14 protein-coding genes are annotated in these 16,282 nt (G+C 70.2%); 8 read left to right on the top strand and 6 right to left on the bottom strand.

What is annotated here, in order from left to right; genetic code table 11:
• The 3 genes from A5673_RS16580 to trmB all read right to left on the bottom strand — a co-directional run.
• On the bottom strand, positions 1-2,468 hold a 2,468-nt coding region (locus A5673_RS16580), incomplete at its 3' end, for an MMPL family transporter (protein WP_082958788.1).
• A gap of 51 nt (positions 2,469-2,519) precedes the next feature.
• Positions 2,520-3,236, bottom strand: coding sequence for an NYN domain-containing protein (locus A5673_RS16575; protein WP_068234452.1), 717 nt, complete (start codon positions 3,234-3,236; stop codon positions 2,520-2,522).
• A gap of 19 nt (positions 3,237-3,255) precedes the next feature.
• A complete protein-coding gene (trmB, locus tag A5673_RS16570; RefSeq protein WP_082958786.1) occupies positions 3,256-4,089 on the bottom strand; it encodes a tRNA (guanosine(46)-N7)-methyltransferase TrmB in 834 nt (277 codons plus the stop codon).
• A 129-nt stretch (positions 4,090-4,218) separates the two neighbouring features.
• Between trmB and A5673_RS16565 the strand changes: the two genes are divergently transcribed.
• The 3 genes from A5673_RS16565 (at position 4,219) to A5673_RS16555 (ending at position 8,771) form a co-directional block, all read left to right on the top strand.
• Positions 4,219-5,247, top strand: a complete 1,029-nt coding sequence (locus A5673_RS16565; protein ID WP_068234460.1) for a hypothetical protein — start codon at positions 4,219-4,221, stop codon at positions 5,245-5,247.
• Entirely contained in the window at positions 5,244-6,764 is a 1,521-nt protein-coding gene (locus A5673_RS16560; protein ID WP_082958785.1) for a hypothetical protein, read from the top strand. The genes A5673_RS16565 and A5673_RS16560 overlap by 4 nt, the downstream gene beginning before the upstream one ends.
• 177 nt (positions 6,765-6,941) lie before the next feature.
• Positions 6,942-8,771, top strand: coding sequence for a phosphoenolpyruvate carboxykinase (GTP) (locus A5673_RS16555; RefSeq protein ID WP_068234447.1), 1,830 nt, complete (start codon positions 6,942-6,944; stop codon positions 8,769-8,771).
• Here the strand turns inward: A5673_RS16555 and soxR are convergent.
• Positions 8,768-9,235: a redox-sensitive transcriptional activator SoxR gene (gene soxR, locus A5673_RS16550; protein ID WP_068234444.1), complete on the bottom strand. Its 468-nt coding sequence runs from the start codon at positions 9,233-9,235 to the stop codon at positions 8,768-8,770. The genes A5673_RS16555 and soxR overlap by 4 nt on opposite strands.
• Before the next feature lie 66 nt (positions 9,236-9,301).
• On the opposite strand from soxR, the gene A5673_RS16545 reads away from it, so the two are divergent.
• The 4 genes from A5673_RS16545 (at position 9,302) to A5673_RS16530 (ending at position 13,592) form a co-directional block, all read left to right on the top strand.
• Positions 9,302-10,009 carry an SDR family oxidoreductase gene (locus tag A5673_RS16545; protein WP_068234441.1) on the top strand — a complete coding sequence of 236 codons (708 nt, stop codon included), beginning with the start codon at positions 9,302-9,304 and terminating at the stop codon, positions 10,007-10,009.
• Entirely contained in the window at positions 10,006-11,037 is a 1,032-nt protein-coding gene (locus tag A5673_RS16540) for an S-adenosylmethionine:tRNA ribosyltransferase-isomerase (protein WP_068234438.1), read from the top strand. Before A5673_RS16545 ends, A5673_RS16540 begins: the two co-directional genes overlap by 4 nt.
• A gap of 74 nt (positions 11,038-11,111) precedes the next feature.
• The gene (fadD4, locus tag A5673_RS16535) at positions 11,112-12,629 is read left to right on the top strand and encodes a fatty-acid--CoA ligase FadD4 (RefSeq protein WP_068234434.1); all 1,518 of its coding nucleotides are present in this window, start codon (positions 11,112-11,114) and stop codon (positions 12,627-12,629) included.
• Positions 12,630-12,632: 3 nt separating this feature from the next.
• Positions 12,633-13,592 (top strand): enoyl-CoA hydratase/isomerase family protein, encoded by a 960-nt coding sequence (locus A5673_RS16530; RefSeq protein ID WP_068234431.1) that lies wholly within the window; start codon positions 12,633-12,635, stop codon positions 13,590-13,592.
• Between the two features lies 1 nt (position 13,593).
• On the opposite strand, the gene A5673_RS16525 is transcribed toward A5673_RS16530, so the two are convergent.
• Entirely contained in the window at positions 13,594-14,001 is a 408-nt protein-coding gene (locus A5673_RS16525; RefSeq protein ID WP_068234427.1) for a CD225/dispanin family protein, read from the bottom strand.
• Positions 14,002-14,084: 83 nt separating this feature from the next.
• A complete protein-coding gene (locus A5673_RS16520) occupies positions 14,085-15,242 on the bottom strand; it encodes an acyl-CoA dehydrogenase family protein (protein WP_082958787.1) in 1,158 nt (385 codons plus the stop codon).
• 30 nt (positions 15,243-15,272) lie between these two features.
• Here A5673_RS16520 and A5673_RS16515 point away from each other — a divergent pair, with 30 nt between their 5' ends.
• Positions 15,273-16,268, top strand: coding sequence for a MaoC family dehydratase (locus tag A5673_RS16515; protein ID WP_068234423.1), 996 nt, complete (start codon positions 15,273-15,275; stop codon positions 16,266-16,268).
• Positions 16,269-16,282: the final 14 nt, after the last annotated feature.

Genomic DNA, 16,282 nt, shown 5'->3' with positions numbered 1-16,282 from the left:
GCCCCCACCCGGATGCCGGCCGGGCCGGGGGGAGTCGCCCGCGAGGGCTCCAGCGCGCCGGGGTGCGTCGGGTCGTGCGGGGCGCGCGGCGTCGCGGCAACCAGGCTGGCGGCCGCGACCGGCGGCCGGGCGGGGCGCCCGTTGAGCGTGGGGCGCTTGCGCTCGTCGGGCAGGTCGATCTCGCCCAGCCCGATCTTGTTCTGCAGGCGCCGGGCCCAGCGCGGGGCCCACCAGCAGTCGTCGCCGAGCAACTTCATCACCGACGGCACCAGGAACATCCGGACCACGGTCGCGTCCAGGAGCAGCGCCGCCGCCAGGCCGAAGGCCAGGTACTTCATCATCACCAGGTCGGAGAACATGAACGAGCCGGCGACCACGGCGAGCACCAGCGCGGCGGCCGTGATCAGCCGGCCGGTGGTCGCGGTGCCGATCCGGATCGCCTCGGCGGTGGACATGCCGCGCTCGCGCGCCTCGACCATCCGGGACACCAGGAACACCTCGTAGTCGGTGGCCAGCCCGAAACCGACGGCGACCACCAGCGCGATGAGCACCACCATCAACGGTGTCGGCGTGAAATTGAGCAGCGAGGCGAAGTGCCCGTCGACGAAGATCCACGTCAGGATCCCCAGGGTCGATCCCAGCGTCAGCGCGCTCATCACGACCGCCTTGATCGGCAGTACGAACGATCCGAACGCCAGGAACATCAGGACCGTGGTGGCGCCGAGCAACAGGACCATCATCAGCGGGGCCTTGTCGAACAGGCTGTGGATACTGTCCTGCTCCAGCGCCGGCGTGCCGCCGACCAAAAGGGTCAGGCCCTTGGGCGGGCTGATCGCCCGCAGCTCGTTGATCTTCTTCTCGGCATCGTTCTTGTTGACCAGGCCGTTCTGGATCACCCGCACCGAGTCGTTCTTGGGCTGGGTGGTCCCGTTCGGCCCGGCGACGCAGGGATTGTCAGCGATGGCCGGGCAGGGACGCTCCTGCCACGTCTTGTCGGTGAAGCCGGTGATGGTCGAGATTCTGTTGCGGATGTCCGCGACCTGCTGGTCGGTTACCTTGCTGCCGTTGTCGCTCTTGATCACCACGGTCAGCTGCTCGGTCCGGTATCCCGGGAAGGTCTTGTCGAAGTGCTCCTGCGCCAGGCGCACGGAGTTGTTGGGCGGCAGGTACTTTTCGCTCATGCCGCCGAACGACAGGTTTCCCAGCGGGATGACCAGCAGGATCATCCCGACGGCGATCGGGATGGCGAAGGCCAGCGGCCGCTTCATCACGAAGTTGACCAGCTTGCCCCAGAAGCCGGCCTCCACCTCCTCGCGGGTCTTGGTCTTCTGCAGCCGGTCGGCGAGCCAGTTGAGGTAGGCCCGCGAATACTTCCAGTTGCGCAGGAACGGCACCCGGAACGCGGTTCGCACGCCGAGCGCGTCGACGTTGGGTCCGAGGATGCCCAGGCAGGCGGGCAGCAGCGTGATCGACAGCAGCGCCGCCAGCCCGACCGCCGCAAAAATGGCGTAAACCAGCGAATGAACGAAGCCCTGCGGCAACACGAGCAGGCTGGCGCTCGAGGCGATGATCAGCGCCGCCGAGAAGGTGACGGTGCGACCGGCCGTCATGACGGTACGGCGCACGGCGGCCTCGGTGTCGTAGCCCTCGGCGATCTCCTCGCGGAATCGGCTCACGATGAAAAGTCCGTAGTCGATGGCGATACCGAAACCGATCAGCGAGACCACCGGCTGGGCGAAGAAGTGCACCGGGCCGAAGATGGCGGCGAACCGCAGAATGCCCAGCGCGCCCGCGATGCTGAGACCGCCCACGATGACCGGGAGGCCGGCGGCGACCGCGCCGCCGAACACCAGGAACAGCACCACCGTCACCAGCGGTAGCCCCAGGTATTCCAGGAGTTTTTGGTCACTGGCGATGGTGCCGGTCAGGGCGTTGGCGACGGGCTCCAGGCCGGCGAGTTCGATCTTGCCGCCCTCGAGCTTCTGCAGGTCGGGCGCGACGGCCTTGTAGTTGTTGAGGATGGTGTCGTCGTCGTCGCCCTTGAGCGGGATGGTGACGAACGTGTGCTTTTTGTCCTCGGTCTCCATCCCCTTGATCTGGCTGTTAGGGGCCTCGGCGCCGGGGGCCAAGGCCAGCCAGCCGGCCCAGCCGAGCACCTGGTCGGGATGGTCCTTCACAAATTTGTTCAGCTCGTCGACGATCTTCTGGTGCCAGGCCGGGTCCTCGACGGTCTTGCCGTCGGGCGCGGTGAAGGTGGCGACGACGTGGCTGGTGCGGTCACGACCGTACGTCTGGTCGCCCAGGATCGAGGCCTTGACGGATTGGCTGCCGTCGTCATAGAAGCCGCTCTGCGTGACGTGCTTGCCCAGGCTCATGCCGAAGACGCCGCCGCCGAGGCACAGGACCACCATGACCCCGATCACTATGTACCGGTAGCGGTACACGGTTCGACCCCACCAGGCGAACACGTAAGCTCCTTACTGGATCGCTAGCGACCCGCGCATATTGGTTTTCCAGTCTCACACACGCGTGGTCAACAGGGCAGACAGCGGCCGGAACGGCTGCAGCCATGCCCCCTGATCAGGCAGCGAATCTAGACCGATCCGTGGCAACGGTTCCCGGAAGACACCGGCGATATCTTCCAGGTCGACGAAGTCCAAGGTATCCGACGCTAGCGCCCAACTCGCGTGTTCGCGAAATCCGATCACTTGGACGGGCACCCCGGTCCGCGAGATCTCCTCCAGCGGTTGCCGGAACGCCTGGCCGTCGGCCGAGGCCACCACCAGCGCGGCCAGGCCCTCCTGGTGTCGCTGCGCGATGTGGCCGAGCATGTCGCGGTCGACGTCGCTGTCCTCGTCGATCTTCGGCTTGGCGAACACGGCGAAGCCCACGTTGCGCAGGGCGTCCACCCACGGCCGGACAACGTCGGCGCTGCCCGGCGCGATGTTGGTGAAAACGGTGGCCTCGGGTTCGATCACGACGCCAGGCCGCCCGGCGCTGACCTCCGCGGTGCGCGCCAGCAGCCAGCGGCCGAGGGCGTCGAAACGCGGGCGTTCCAGGGCCGTCGGGCGGCGCCCCAAGATGGAGCCCAGGCCCATGTCGAGGTTGGGGGCGTCCCAGACCAGGAGCACTCGTCCCGCCGGTGGTTGGAAGCTGCTCAGGCCCTCGGCGGACAGGACCGCCGGTGATTCCAGGTGCGCTTGCCGCGCTGCTGTGGTCTCTTCCGTCAGGCTCATCTCATCGCCTTATCCAGCCCTATCCGGCCTTCGTCCAGATGAATTCGTGCACGACGCTGCCCGCTTCTTGAGCCTTGGTCTCGTACTTGGTGGTGGGGCGCACCACGGAGATCGGCAGCCGGTCGCCCGGACCGGCGCGGCGCAGCCCGGGTTCGGCGTCGCCGACCTCGGCGATCTGCTCGGCGTAACCCGGGTGGTCCGTCGCGGCATGCAGGACACCACCGGGGAGTAACCGGTCCGCGATCAGGCCAATCGTGCCCGGCTGCAGAAACCGGCGCTTATGGTGGCGGACCTTGGGCCAGGGGTCGGGGAAAAAGACGCGCACCCCGCTCAGCGATCCCGGCGCGATCAGGCGGTCCAGCACGTCGATCGCGTTGCCCCGGATCAACCTGATGTTGTCGACCCGCTCGCGCTCGATCGCGGACAGCAGCTGGGCCAGCCCCCGCCGGTAGATCTCCACGGCGATCACGTCGATGTGCGGCTCGTCCTTGGCCATGGCCAGAGTGGATGTGCCACTGCCGCAACCGATTTCGAGCACCACCGGCGCCACGCGGCCGAACCACCCGCGGGTGTCCAGCGGCTCAGCGGGCTGGGGCACCCCCGACGCGTCAGCGCCGACCGAGAGGCCCAGTTGCGGCCACAGCCGCTCCCACGTCTGGCGCTGGGCCCCCGACAGCGCGGAGCGCCGCGAGCGAAAGCTCGTGGCCGGAAGGTGGCGCTGCCCGGGCCGGTCCGCGTCGGGCGGTTCCGGGACCGCTCCCCCTTCTCCCTCCAGGACAGCCTCCACTCCCACCGGCGCGCCGGGACACGTCCCGACCCCGGGTTGCGCATGCATTTGTCCATGGTGGCCCATGAACCCCCGATGTAGCCGCCCCTGATCCAGATTGATACCCAACAGTTGCCTTCGACTGGTAACAGCCCGGTGGCTCGCATCTGGCTGATGCAGGTGCCACCATTCGGTGAGGTTGAATCGGGACGGGATATGACGAGACAAGGGCACACCAGGTTCGTCGACGAACTGCGGCGCTTCGCCGCCGGCCACGCCGACCCGAGCGTGACGGCGGTCGCCGAGCGATGCGCCGCGCCGCTGCGCGTGGCCGTCCGCGGGCGCCCGGGGGTGGGGCTCCGCACGGTGGCGCGCGCCCTCGCCCTCGCCGGGCTCGCGGTGACGACGGGCGGCTGCGACGTCGTGGTCCATGTCGTCGCCGAGGTGGTCAAACCCGAGGACGCCGAGGCTGTCGCCGCCGCCGGACGGCCGGTGACCGCGGTGCTGAACAAGGCCGACCTGGCGGGCTCGCTGTCGGGCCGAACCGGCGACGCGCCGCTCGCGGCGGCGCGGGCGCGCTGCGCGGAGTTCGCCGCGCTCATCGGGGCGCCGATGGAGCCGATGAGCGCCCTGCTCGCGGTGGCCGCGGACGACCTGGAGGCCGCGCTGTGGGCGGCGCTGCGGGCGCTGGCGGCCGACCCGGGCGGTGCCGCCTGCCTTGACGGCTCCTTCGCCGGCTTCCTCGCCGCGGACATTCCGGTGCCCCCCGACGTTCGGCAGCGCCTGCTGGACACCCTGGACCTGTTCGGCACCGCGCTCGGGATCGCCGCGGCCCGGCGGGGCGGGACGCCGGCGCAGGTCCGGGCGCTGCTGCACCGGGTGAGCGGCGTGGACGCCGTCGTGCACAGGATCTCGGCCGCCGGCGCCGAGGCGCGCTATCGCCGGGTGCTGCGGGCCGTCGCCGAACTGGAGGCCCTCGCGGTCGGTGACGAAGGCATCCACCGCTTCCTCTGCCGCGACGACACGGTGCTGGCGCGCATGGCGGCCGCCGTCGACGTCGCCGCCGCGGCCGGGCTGGATCCCGGCGCCGAGTCGGCCGCGCACCTGCCGCGCGCGGTGCGCTGGCAGCGCTACGGCCGTGGCCCGGTCAGCGAGCTGCACCGCGCGTGCGGCGGGGACATCGCCCGCGGATCGCTCCGGCTCTGGTCGCGCGACGTCGGCCCGCTGCCCGGGGAGTCGAATTGAGCGAGGATCCGGCCACCCGGGTCGACGCGCTGGTGGCGGCGATCGGCCCCCGGGTGGATGCGCCCGCCATCAACCGCCGCGACGTGGTGCTGGTGACGGGCCCGTGGCTCGCCGGTGTCACCGCGGTGGTCGGGGCGCTGCGCGAACGGCTGCCGGAACACAAGTTCGTCGAGTCGACGGACCTGGGACCCGGTGACGCGCCGACCGCGGTGGTCTTCGTGGTGTCCGCGGCGGCGCAGCTGACCGCGTCCGACTGCGCCCTGCTCGATGCCGCCGCCGAACACACCGACGTGGTCGTCGGTGTGGTGTCCAAGATCGACGTCCACCGCAACTGGCGCGACGTGGTGGCCGCCAACCGCGACGTCCTGGCCGCGCACGCGCCGCGCTACGCCCGGGTGCCGTGGGTCGGTGCGGCCGCCCGGCCCGACCTCGGCGACCCGGACGTCGACGACCTGGCGCAGACCGTCGCGGCGCAACTCGCCGACGGCGACATCGCGCGGCGAAACAGGCTGCGCGCCTGGGAATCCCGGCTGCAGACGGTCGCCCGACGGTTCGACCGCGACGCCGAGGGCGCCGGCCGGCGGGCCCGGGTGGACGGGCTGCGCGAAGAGCGCAGCACGGCGCTGCGGCTGCGGCGACAGTCGAAAACCGAACGGACCATCACGCTGCGCGGCCAGATTCAGCAGGCGCGGGTGCAGTTGTCCTACTTTGCGCGCAACCGATGTTCGTCGGTGCGCGGCGAGTTGCAGGAGGACGCGGCGGGGTTGGCCCGGCGGAAGATGGCCGGGTTCGAGGCGTACGCGCGCGGGCGGGTCGACGAGGTGGTGGCCGAGGTGAGCGAGGGAACCGCCACCCACCTGGCCGACGTCGCGCAGGTGCTGGGTGTGCCGGCGGCGCTGCCCGCCCGCCACGACACCGAGGACAAGCTGCCGACGGTCGAGGTCGGTCCGCCGCCGCTGAAATCCCGGCGGCAGGAGACGTGGCTGCTGATGCTGCTGGGCGCCGCGTTCGGGCTTGGCGTGGCGCTGACGCTTGGCCGGCTGGTGGGCGGGCTGACCTCCCGGCTGGGCCCCGCCGTCGCCGCCGCGGGGGCCGCGGGGTGCGTCGTCATCGGGTTGGCGGTCGCGTTCGTGGTCATCCACATCCGCGGCCTGCTGCGGGACCGGGCGTTGTTGGACCGGTGGGCGGGCGAGGTCACGTCGTCGCTGCAATCGGCGGTGGAGGAGCTGGTGGCCACCCGCGTGCTGGTCGCCGAGTCGCTGCTCAGCACCGCGCTGGTCGCCCGGGACGAGGCCGAGAACGCGCACGTGGCCGAGCAGGTCAGCGCGATCGACAGCGAGCTGCGCGAGCACACCATCGCGGCGGCGCGGGCCGCCGCGGCGCGCGACCGGGAGATGCCCACCGTGCGGGCCGCGCTGGATGCCGTGCGTGCAGAACTGGGCGAACCGGGTACACGGTTACCCGAGGACAAAAACGGTGAACCGACCTCAAGGAGCGAGAACGGCGAGCCCGGGTGACGTTTGGCCCTGTTTCTGAATCGTTGTTGTGAGAAGGCTTATACCCGCCCGAGACCTCCCCGACAAGGCGATCACGATAACCTGTAGTTAACGCCACCATGTAAACCAATTGTGTGGGCGAACGCATACGCAAGCGAGAGATGCCGGTTAGCAGGCAGAAGAATTCAGGAGAGTTCGATGACTTCAGCGACCATTCCCGGTCTGGACAGCGCACCCACCAACCATCCCGGCCTGCTGGCCTGGGTCGAGGAGGTTGCCGAGCTCACCCAGCCCGACCGGGTGGTGTTCGCTGACGGCTCCGACGAGGAGTGGAAGCGGCTGACGGACCAGCTCGTCGAGGCGGGCACGTTCAAGCGGCTGAACCCCAAGGAGTACCCGAACTCGTTCCTGGCGCTGTCCGACCCGTCCGACGTGGCGCGCGTCGAGTCGCGGACCTTCATCTGCTCCGAGCGCGAGATCGACGCCGGGCCGACCAACAACTGGATGGACCCCGCCGAGATGCGGTCCACCCTGACCGATCTGTACCGGGGCTGCATGCGCGGCCGCACCATGTACGTGGTGCCGTTCTGCATGGGCCCGCTCGGGGCCGACGACCCCAAGCTCGGCGTGGAGATCACCGACTCCGAGTACGTCGTCGTCTCCATGAAGGTGATGACCCGGATGGGCAAGGCCGCGCTGGACAAGATCGGTGACGACGGGTTCTTCGTCAAGGCGCTGCACTCGGTGGGCGCCCCGCTCGAGCCGGGCCAGCAGGACGTGCCGTGGCCCTGCAACGACACCAAATACATCACCCACTTCCCGGAAACCCGCGAGATCATGAGCTACGGCTCCGGCTACGGCGGCAACGCCCTGCTGGGCAAGAAGTGCTACTCGCTGCGCATCGCGTCGGCCATGGCCCACGACGAGGGCTGGCTCGCCGAGCACATGCTGATCCTCAAGCTGATCTCGCCGGAGAACAAGGCGTACTACTTCGCCGCGGCGTTCCCGTCCGCGTGCGGCAAGACCAACCTGGCCATGCTGCAGCCCACCATCGAAGGCTGGCGCGCTGAGACGCTGGGTGACGACATCGCCTGGATGCGGTTCGGCAAGGACGGCCGGCTGTACGCGGTCAACCCCGAGTTCGGCTTCTTCGGGGTGGCGCCGGGCACCAACTGGAAGTCCAACCCCAACGCCATGCGCACCATCGCCGCGGGCAACACCGTCTTCACCAACGTCGCGCTGACCGACGACGACGAGGTGTGGTGGGAAGGCCTGGAGGGCGAGCCCGATCACCTGATCGACTGGAAGGGCAACGACTGGTACATCCGCGACACGGAAACCAAAGCCGCGCACCCGAACTCGCGGTATTGCACGCCGATGTCGCAGTGCCCGATCCTGGCGCCGGAGTGGGATGACCCGCAGGGCGTGCCGATCTCGGGCATCCTGTTCGGCGCCCGCCGCAAGACCACGGTGCCGCTGGTGACCGAGGCGCGCGACTGGCAGCACGGCGTGTTCATGGGGGCGACCATGGGCAGCGAGCAGACCGCCGCCGCCGAGGGCAAGGTCGGCACCGTGCGCCGCGACCCGATGGCAATGCTGCCGTTCCTGGGCTACCACGTCGGCGACTACTTCCAGCACTGGCTGGACCTGGGCAAGAACTCCGACGAGTCCAAGCTGCCGAAGGTGTTCTTCGTCAACTGGTTCCGCCGCGGCGACGAGGGTCAGTTCCTGTGGCCGGGCTTCGGCGAGAACAGCCGGGTGCTGAAGTGGATCGTCGACCGCATCGAACACCGGGCCGGCGGCCAGGAGACGCCGATCGGCATCGTGCCCGCCGCCAAGGACCTGGACCTCGACGGCCTCGATGTGGACGGCGCGGACGTCGAGCGGGCGCTCGAGGTCAACGCCGACGAGTGGCGCCAGGAGCTTCCGCTGATCGAGGAGTGGTTCGAGTTCGTCGGCGACAAGCTGCCCACTGGCGTCAAGGACGAGTTCGAGGCGCTCAAGCAGCGACTCTCCGAGTCGAGCTAGCCGCTGACCGGCTGCCGTCGCAACGACTTCGGCAAGTACACCGCGCCCGCCCCGGCGCGCGCGGCCGCGTCGCCCGGGTTGGAGATGGCGCAGCGCTTCAGTGACAGGCAGCCGCAGCCGATGCACGAGTCCAGGTTGTCGCGCAGCGCGATCAGCCCGGCGATCTGGTCGTCGAGGCGCGCGCGCCACGCCCGGGACAGCCGGGCCCAGTCGGCCCGGGTGGGGGTGCGCCCGTCCGGGAGGGCGGCGAGCGCGCCGGCGATCTCGTCGAGGCTCAGCCCGACGTTGCGGGCGGCCTTGATGAAAGCCAGGCGCCGTAGCATCTGCCGCTCGAATCGCCGCTGACCCCCGGACGTTCGGGTTGCCGTGATCAGGCCCTGGCCCTCGTAGAACCGGATCGCCGAGGCGGCGAAGCCGCTGCGGTGCGCGATCTCGCTGACGGAGAACAGATCCCGCTTGTCCATCTGGCCTTCTTGAGGATTCGAATCGGTACTTGACTTAAAGTTTACTTCAACTATCAGTATGGCCGTATGACTCAATCTCATGTCGCCATCGTCACCGGCGCCTCCCGCGGGTTAGGCAAGGCGGTGACCGCCGCGCTGCTCGACCGGGGGTGGGCCGTCGTCGCCGACGCCCGCCGCGCCGCTGACCTCAAAACCGCTGTTGCCGAGCTGAATTCGGATCGATTGATCCCCTTGCCCGGCGACGTCACCGATGCGTCGCATCGCGACGCCCTGGTCGCCGCCGCGGCCGGCGCCGGACCGCTTCGGCTGCTGGTGAACAACGCCAGCAGGCTGGGCCCCAGCCCGCAACCGGCGCTCGCCGACTACCCACCCGGCGAGTTCCGGGCCGTGTACGAGGCCAACGTGTTTGCCCCGCTGGCGCTGATCCAGGCGGCGCTGCCCGCGCTGATCGCCAACGCGGGGACGATCATCAACGTCACGTCCGACGCCGCCGTCGAGCCATACCCGGGCTGGGGCGGGTACGGCTCGTCGAAGGCCGCGCTGGATCAGCTGTCGGCCGTGCTGGCCGCCGAAGCCCCGGCGGTGGCGGTGTACGCCTTCGACCCGGGCGACATGCGGACCGAAATGCACCAGGCCGCCTTCCCCGGCGAGGACATCTCCGACCGCGCCGAGCCGGAAGCGAAAGTCCCGGCGTTGCTGCGCCTGCTGGACACCCGGCCGCCCGCGGGCCGCTATCGTGCCGCCGATTCGGTGTTGGCCGGGGCGAGCGCATGACCATTTCGACTATTTCCGGGGCGGCCGCGATCGAGCCGCCGGAAGCGCGCGGCGTGGCCCGCGACGCGGTCAAGCTGCTGGTCGTCCGCCCGGGCCGGGTGGCCCACGCGCGCTTCGCCGACCTCGGCGATCACCTGCGGCCGGGCGATCTGCTCGTGGTGAACAACTCGGCCACCCTGCCCGCCGCGGTCGACGGACGCCGCGCCGGACAGCCGATCGCGGTGCACTTCTCGACGCCGCGCGCCGACAAGGCCTGGGTGGTGGAGCTGCGGCCCGCGAGTGACGCGGTCGGACACCTCACCGACGTCCGGCCCGGGGAGCGCATCGACCTGCCCGGTGGCGCCGCGCTCGTCATCGGCTCGTCGTATCCCGAGCCCGAGGTCGACGGCGCGCGGTTGTGGACGGCCCGGGTGATCCTGGAGGGGGAGGTGGGCTCGTACCTGGCCCGGCACGGCCGGCCGATCCGCTATGCGTACGTGCCGCGGCAATGGCCGCTGCGCTATTACCAGACGGTGTTCGCCCGCCACCCCGGCAGCGCCGAAATGCCCAGCGCGGCGCGGCCATTCAGCGCCGACTTGGTCACCGCGCTGGTCTCCGCCGGCATCGCGATCGCGCCGGTGACGCTGCACGCCGGGGTGTCGTCGGCCGAAGCCGGCGAGCCGCCAACCCCCGAGCTGTTCGAGGTGCCGGCGCCCACCGCGCGGATGGTCAACTCGGCGCGCGCCGCCGGCGGCCGGGTGATCGCCGTCGGCACCACGGTGACCCGCGCGCTGGAATCGGCCGCCGGCGCCGCCGGCGTGGTGCGCCCGGCGGTCGGCTGGACCGATTTGGTGCTCGGCCCCGGCCGGGCATGCCGGGTGGTCGACGGGCTGATCACCGGGTGGCACGAGGCCGGCGCGTCGCACCTGCTGCTGCTGGAGGCCGTCGCGGGCGGTGACCTAGTCGCGCTGGCCTACCGGGAGGCCGCCGCCCACGGGTACCTGTGGCACGAGTTCGGCGACAGCGCGCTGCTGCTGCCGGACAAATAGCGCTCGGCACGTGTCGCGCCCGCCTCGACCGGCCACTTAACACCCGTCAACTTTCGCGGCGGTACAGTCCTCCCATGCAGATTCGCCCCCATGTCGGCGCCGGCAAACCCGCCGTCATCCTGTACCCGTCCGGCACCGTCGTCACCTTCGACGACCTGGAATCCCGCGCCAATCGGCTCGCGCACCGGTTCCGTCAGGCGGGGCTGCTCGAGGGGGACACCGTCGCGATCCTCATGGAGAACAACGAGCACATCCACGCGGTGATGTGGGCGGCGCGCCGCAGCGGTTTGTACTACGTGCCGATCAACACCCACCTGACCGCGGCCGAGGCCGCCTACATCGTCGACAACAGCAACGCCAGGGCCATCATCGGATCGGCGGCGCTGCGCGACACGCTCGCGCAGCTGCGCGAGCACCTGCCGAACGGGCTGCCGGAATTGCTGATGATCGCCGACGGTGACCTGCCCGGCTGGGAGCGATACCCGGAATGCGTTGCCCGCCAACCGGACACCCCCATCGACGACGAAATCGAGGGGGATCTGCTGCAGTACTCGTCGGGCACCACCGGACGGCCCAAGGGCATCAAACGCGAACTGCCGCATGTCCCGCCCGCTGAGGCGCCCGGCATGATGTCGGCCCTGGTCGAATTCTGGATGACCCCGGAGTCGGTCTACCTGAGCCCGGCCCCGCTGTACCACACCGCGCCTTCGGTGTGGTCGATGAGCGCGCAGGCCGGCGGCATCACGACGGTGGTGCTGGAGAAGTTCGACCCGGAGGGCACGCTGGACGCCATCCAGCGGCACCGCGTCACCCACGGTCAGTTCGTGCCGGCCATGTTCACCCGCATGCTGAAACTCCCTGCCGCCGTTCGTGATTCGTACGACCTGTCCAGCCTGCAGCGGGTGATGCACGCCGCCGCGCCGTGTCCGGTCGAGATCAAGAAGCAGATGATCGACTGGTGGGGGCCGATCATCGACGAGTATTACGCGTCCTCCGAGGCAATCGGATCGACGCTGATCAGCGCCGAAGACTGGCTGGCGCACCCGGGTTCGGTGGGCAAGCCGATGGCGTGCCAGATCCACATCCTCGACGAGGACGGAACCGAGCTGCCACCCGGCCAGCCCGGCGAAATCTATTTCGAGGGCGGCTACTCGTTCGAATACCTCAACGACCCGACGAAAACCGCCGCCTCGCGCGACCGCCACGGCTGGGCCACCGTCGGCGACATCGGCTACGTCGACGAGGAGGGCTACCTGTACCTGACGGACCGGCGCCACCACATGATCATCTCCGGCGGCGTGAACATCTACCCGCAGGAAACCGAGAACCTTCTGGTCACCCACCCGAAGGTGTTGGACGCGGCGGTGTTCGGCGTTCCCGACGACGAGATGGGCCAGCGCGTCGTGGCGGCCGTGCAGACCGTCGAGGAGGCCGACGCCACCGACGCGTTCGCCGAGGAGCTGACCGCGTGGCTGCGAGACCGGCTGGCGCACTACAAGTGCCCGCGGTCGATCGCCTTCGAGGCGCAGCTGCCGCGCACCGACACCGGCAAGCTCTACAAGAACGGGCTGATCGAGAAGTATTCGGTGTGACCCATGCGGGTCGTCGACGTCGGTAGCGAGGGCGACGCGGGCGTCGCCGCACCCCCCGGGGTGGTCGTCGCCGTCGGCACCGCCGAGGACATCGCGGCGGCCGGATATTGGCTGGACGCGGCGACTTTCACACTGACCGAGGACCCGTGTGCGGATCGCCGGGTGGTCACCGTCGGCTCGGTGGCCGACGCCCTGGCCGGGCTGACGCAGCGCTGCCAACGGTGGCCGCATGCCAGCGCCGTGTGCGACGACGTCTTGCGCACGGTCGACCCCGCGGGCCCGGCGCTGGCCGGGGTGATCGCCGAGTCGCTGGCCTACTCGACCCTGCAGGCCGGCCCGGAGTTCGCGCGCTGGCTCGCCGAACGCGGCCCGGCCGGCCCACCGGGACTCGCCGACCCGGTGCTGGCCCGGCGCGACGGCGACACGCTGCGCATCACGTTCAACCGGCCGCAACGGCACAACGCGTTCTCCACCGACACGCGGGCCGCGCTGCTCGAGGCGCTGACCGTCGCGCAGCTCGACCCGTCGGTGACCGGGATCGTGTTGAGCGGCAACGGCCCGTCGTTCTGCAGCGGCGGAGACCTCGCGGAGTTCGGCACCCTCGCCGACCCGGCGAGCGCGCACCTGGCCCGCACCCGGCACAGCCCCGCCCTGGCGCTCGACGTCCTGACCGCCCGACTCGGCCGGGCGTGCCGCGCCGAGGTGCACGGCCGGGTGCTGGGCAGCGGGCTGGAGATGGCGGCGTTTTGCGGATGGGTTGCCGCGCGCGACGATTCGACGTTCGGGCTACCCGAATTGGGCCTGGGCCTGATCCCCGGCGCCGGCGGAACCGTGAGCATCACCCGCCGCATCGGACGCTGGCGCACGGCCTATCTGGTGCTGTCCGGGCACGCGGTCGATGCGCATAAGGCGCGGGAGTGGGGCCTGGTGGACGCCACTTACGTTGGCGCCCAAGGGATTTAGCTCAGAAGCCGGGGTAGGTGGTCGTGGTTGTCGTCGGAATGTGCGAGACGATCGCCGCGAACACGGCGAACCACAGGATGACGCCGATGACGGTGGCGGCCACACCCACCACCGCGGCGATGATGGCCCACTTCTTGGCGTTGTCGGCCGCCGTCTGCGCCTCGGCGTACCGCCCCTGTGCCCACAGCCCGGAGACCTTCGTGGAGTACACGATCGAGACGATCCCCAACGGGAGGCAACACATGATCGTGACCAGGATCCCCCACACCAGGTAGTTGTCCGGCTCGCGCTGCCCCGGCCAGCCCGGCTGCGGGGCCGGGTAACCGGGCGGTGGCTGGCCCTGCCAGTACGGCTGCGGTTGGCCCTGCCACTCCGGGGAACCCTCGTACGGCCCGGGGGGATAACTCATGGCAGCTGCCTCTCTGTGGCCTTGCCGATGCGAGAAGTCCCGCAAATATACAGCAGGCGCGGACCGCAATCCGGGAGATTTGCTCAGATCCCGCCGCGGGCGACCAGCTGCGCGGCGATCACGTTGCGCTGGATCTCGTTGGTGCCCTCTCCGACGATCATCAGCGGCGCGTCACGGAAGTAGCGTTCGACGTCGTACTCGGTGGAATAGCCGTAGCCGCCGTGGATGCGAACGGCGTTCAGCGCGATCTCCATCGCGGCCTCGGAGGCGAACAGCTTGGCCATCCCCGCCTCCATGTCGCAGCGTTCGCCGCTGTCGTAGCGCTCGGCGGCGTGGCGGGTCAGCTGGCGGGCGGCGGTGAGCTTGGTCGCCATGTCGGCCAGGTAATTACCGATCGACTGATGTTTCCAGATCGGCCGCCCGAAGCTCTCCCGCTGCTGCGCATAGGCCAGCGCGTCCTCGAGCGCGGCGGCCGCCACGCCCAGCGCCCGGGCCGCCACCTGAATGCGGCCCGTCTCCAGCCCCTTCATCATTTGCGAAAAGCCCTCGCCCAGTTGGCCGCCCAGCACCGCCGACTCGGGGGCGGTGAAATCGGCGAAGGACAGCTCGCAGGATTCGACGCCCTTGTAGCCCAGCTTGGGCAGATCCCGCGACACCGTCAGCCCCGGCCCGTGTTCGACGAGCAGGATCGAGATGCCCTTGTGCCGCGGGGTCGCGTCGGGGTCGGTCTTGCACAGCAGCGCGATCAGGCCGGCCCGGCGCGCGTTGCTGATCCAGGTCTTGGAACCGTTGATCCGCAAACCCCGAGCGCCGCCGCCGGCGCTAAAGGGCACAGCCGTCGTCGTCATGTTCTGCAGGTCCGAGCCGCCGCCCGGCTCCGTCAGGGCCATGGTGGCCCGCAGCTCGCCGCTCGCCATCGGCGGGAGGTACGCGCGCTTCTGCTCCTCGGTGCCGAACAGCGTCAGCAGCTTGGCCACCACGGTGTGCCCGCCCATGGCGCCGGCCAGGCTCATCCAGCCGCGGGCCAGCTCCTCGGTGACGCGGACATAACACGGCATCGACACCGGTGACCCGCCGTAGCGCTCGGGAATGGCCAGGCCGTAGATGCCGATGCGCTTCATCTGCTCGATCCACGCCTCGGGGTAGGCGTTGGCGTGCTCGAGCTCGCGGACGCCGGGTTTGACGTCGCGGTCGATGAACGCCCGCACCGTGGCGACCAGCATCTCTTCTTCGTCGTTCAGCTCACTGCTCACGTGTGCCATATTGGCCCGGTGACTTATGCGCGTGTGCGGGAGGGCGGCCCGTACTTCGACGATCTGTCGGTGGGGCAGGTGTTCGACTGGGCGCCGGCGATGACGCTGTCGCCGGGCTTGGCCGCCGCCCACCAGGCGATTGTGGGGGACCGGCTGCGCCTGGCGCTGGACGCCGTGCTGTGCACCGCGGTGACCGGCGTGCCGGGGCCGCTGGCCCACCCCGGGCTCGTCTGTGACGTCGCGATCGGGCAGTCGACGCTGGCCACCCAACGCGTGAAGGCCAACCTGTTCTACCGCGGCCTGGTGTTCCACCGCTTCCCCGTCGTCGGCGACACCGTCTATACCCGCACCGAAGTGGTTGGCCTGCGGGCGAATTCACCCAAGCCGGGCCGGGAGCCGACGGGAATGGCCGCGCTGCGGATGATCACCATCGACCAGGCCGACCGGCTGGTCCTCGACTTCTACCGGTGCGCCATGCTGCCGGCGAGCCCGGACTTCGATCCCGACCGGGCGCCCGGCGACGACCTGTCGGCCGTCGGCGCCGACGCGCCCGGACCCGCGCACGATCCGACCGCGCACTGGGACGCCGACGTGTTCCGCGCCAAGGTGCCCGGTCCGCATTTTGACGCCGGCATGGCGGGCACGGTGCTGCGCAGCACCGGTGACGTCGTCAGCGGCGCACCCGAGCTTGCCCGGCTCACCCTGAACATCGCGGCCACGCACCACGATTCGCGCGTCGCCGGGCGTCGGCTGGTGTACGGCGGACACACCATCGGGCTGGCGCTCGCGCAGGCCGGCAGGCTGCTGCCCAATCTGGCGACGGTGCTGGGCTGGGAGTCCTGCGATCACACCGGCCCGGTGCACGAGGGCGACACCCTGTACAGCGAGCTGCACGTCGAGACGGCCCGCCCGACCGAGCGCGGGGGGGTGCTGGGGCTGCGGTCGCTGGTCTACGCGGTCGGCGAGCCGGACCGGCCGGTGCTGGATTGGCGGTTCGACGCACTGCATTTCTAGCTCGCCCCACGCGC

Source organism: Mycobacterium sp. E3198, assembly GCF_001667015.1.
Lineage (GTDB): Bacteria > Actinomycetota > Actinomycetes > Mycobacteriales > Mycobacteriaceae > Mycobacterium.
The sequence above is the reverse complement of the archived record's forward strand: the minus strand, read 5'-3'. Positions and strand labels throughout refer to the sequence as shown.

What these genes read in the sequence shown, in the direction of transcription:
- A5673_RS16575 (WP_068234452.1), bottom strand. Translation starts at nt 3,236, where the DNA reads ATGAGCCTGACGGAAGAGACCACAGCAGCGCGGCAAGCGCACCTGGAA.
- A5673_RS16525 (WP_068234427.1), bottom strand. Translation starts at nt 14,001, where the DNA reads ATGAGTTATCCCCCCGGGCCGTACGAGGGTTCCCCGGAGTGGCAGGGC.
- A5673_RS16530 (WP_068234431.1), top strand. Translation starts at nt 12,633, where the DNA reads ATGCGGGTCGTCGACGTCGGTAGCGAGGGCGACGCGGGCGTCGCCGCA.
- A5673_RS16540 (WP_068234438.1), top strand. Translation starts at nt 10,006, where the DNA reads ATGACCATTTCGACTATTTCCGGGGCGGCCGCGATCGAGCCGCCGGAA.
- soxR (WP_068234444.1), bottom strand. Translation starts at nt 9,235, where the DNA reads ATGGACAAGCGGGATCTGTTCTCCGTCAGCGAGATCGCGCACCGCAGC.
- A5673_RS16555 (WP_068234447.1), top strand. Translation starts at nt 6,942, where the DNA reads ATGACTTCAGCGACCATTCCCGGTCTGGACAGCGCACCCACCAACCAT.
- fadD4 (WP_068234434.1), top strand. Translation starts at nt 11,112, where the DNA reads ATGCAGATTCGCCCCCATGTCGGCGCCGGCAAACCCGCCGTCATCCTG.
- A5673_RS16545 (WP_068234441.1), top strand. Translation starts at nt 9,302, where the DNA reads ATGACTCAATCTCATGTCGCCATCGTCACCGGCGCCTCCCGCGGGTTA.
- A5673_RS16565 (WP_068234460.1), top strand. Translation starts at nt 4,219, where the DNA reads ATGACGAGACAAGGGCACACCAGGTTCGTCGACGAACTGCGGCGCTTC.
- trmB (WP_082958786.1), bottom strand. Translation starts at nt 4,089, where the DNA reads ATGGGCCACCATGGACAAATGCATGCGCAACCCGGGGTCGGGACGTGT.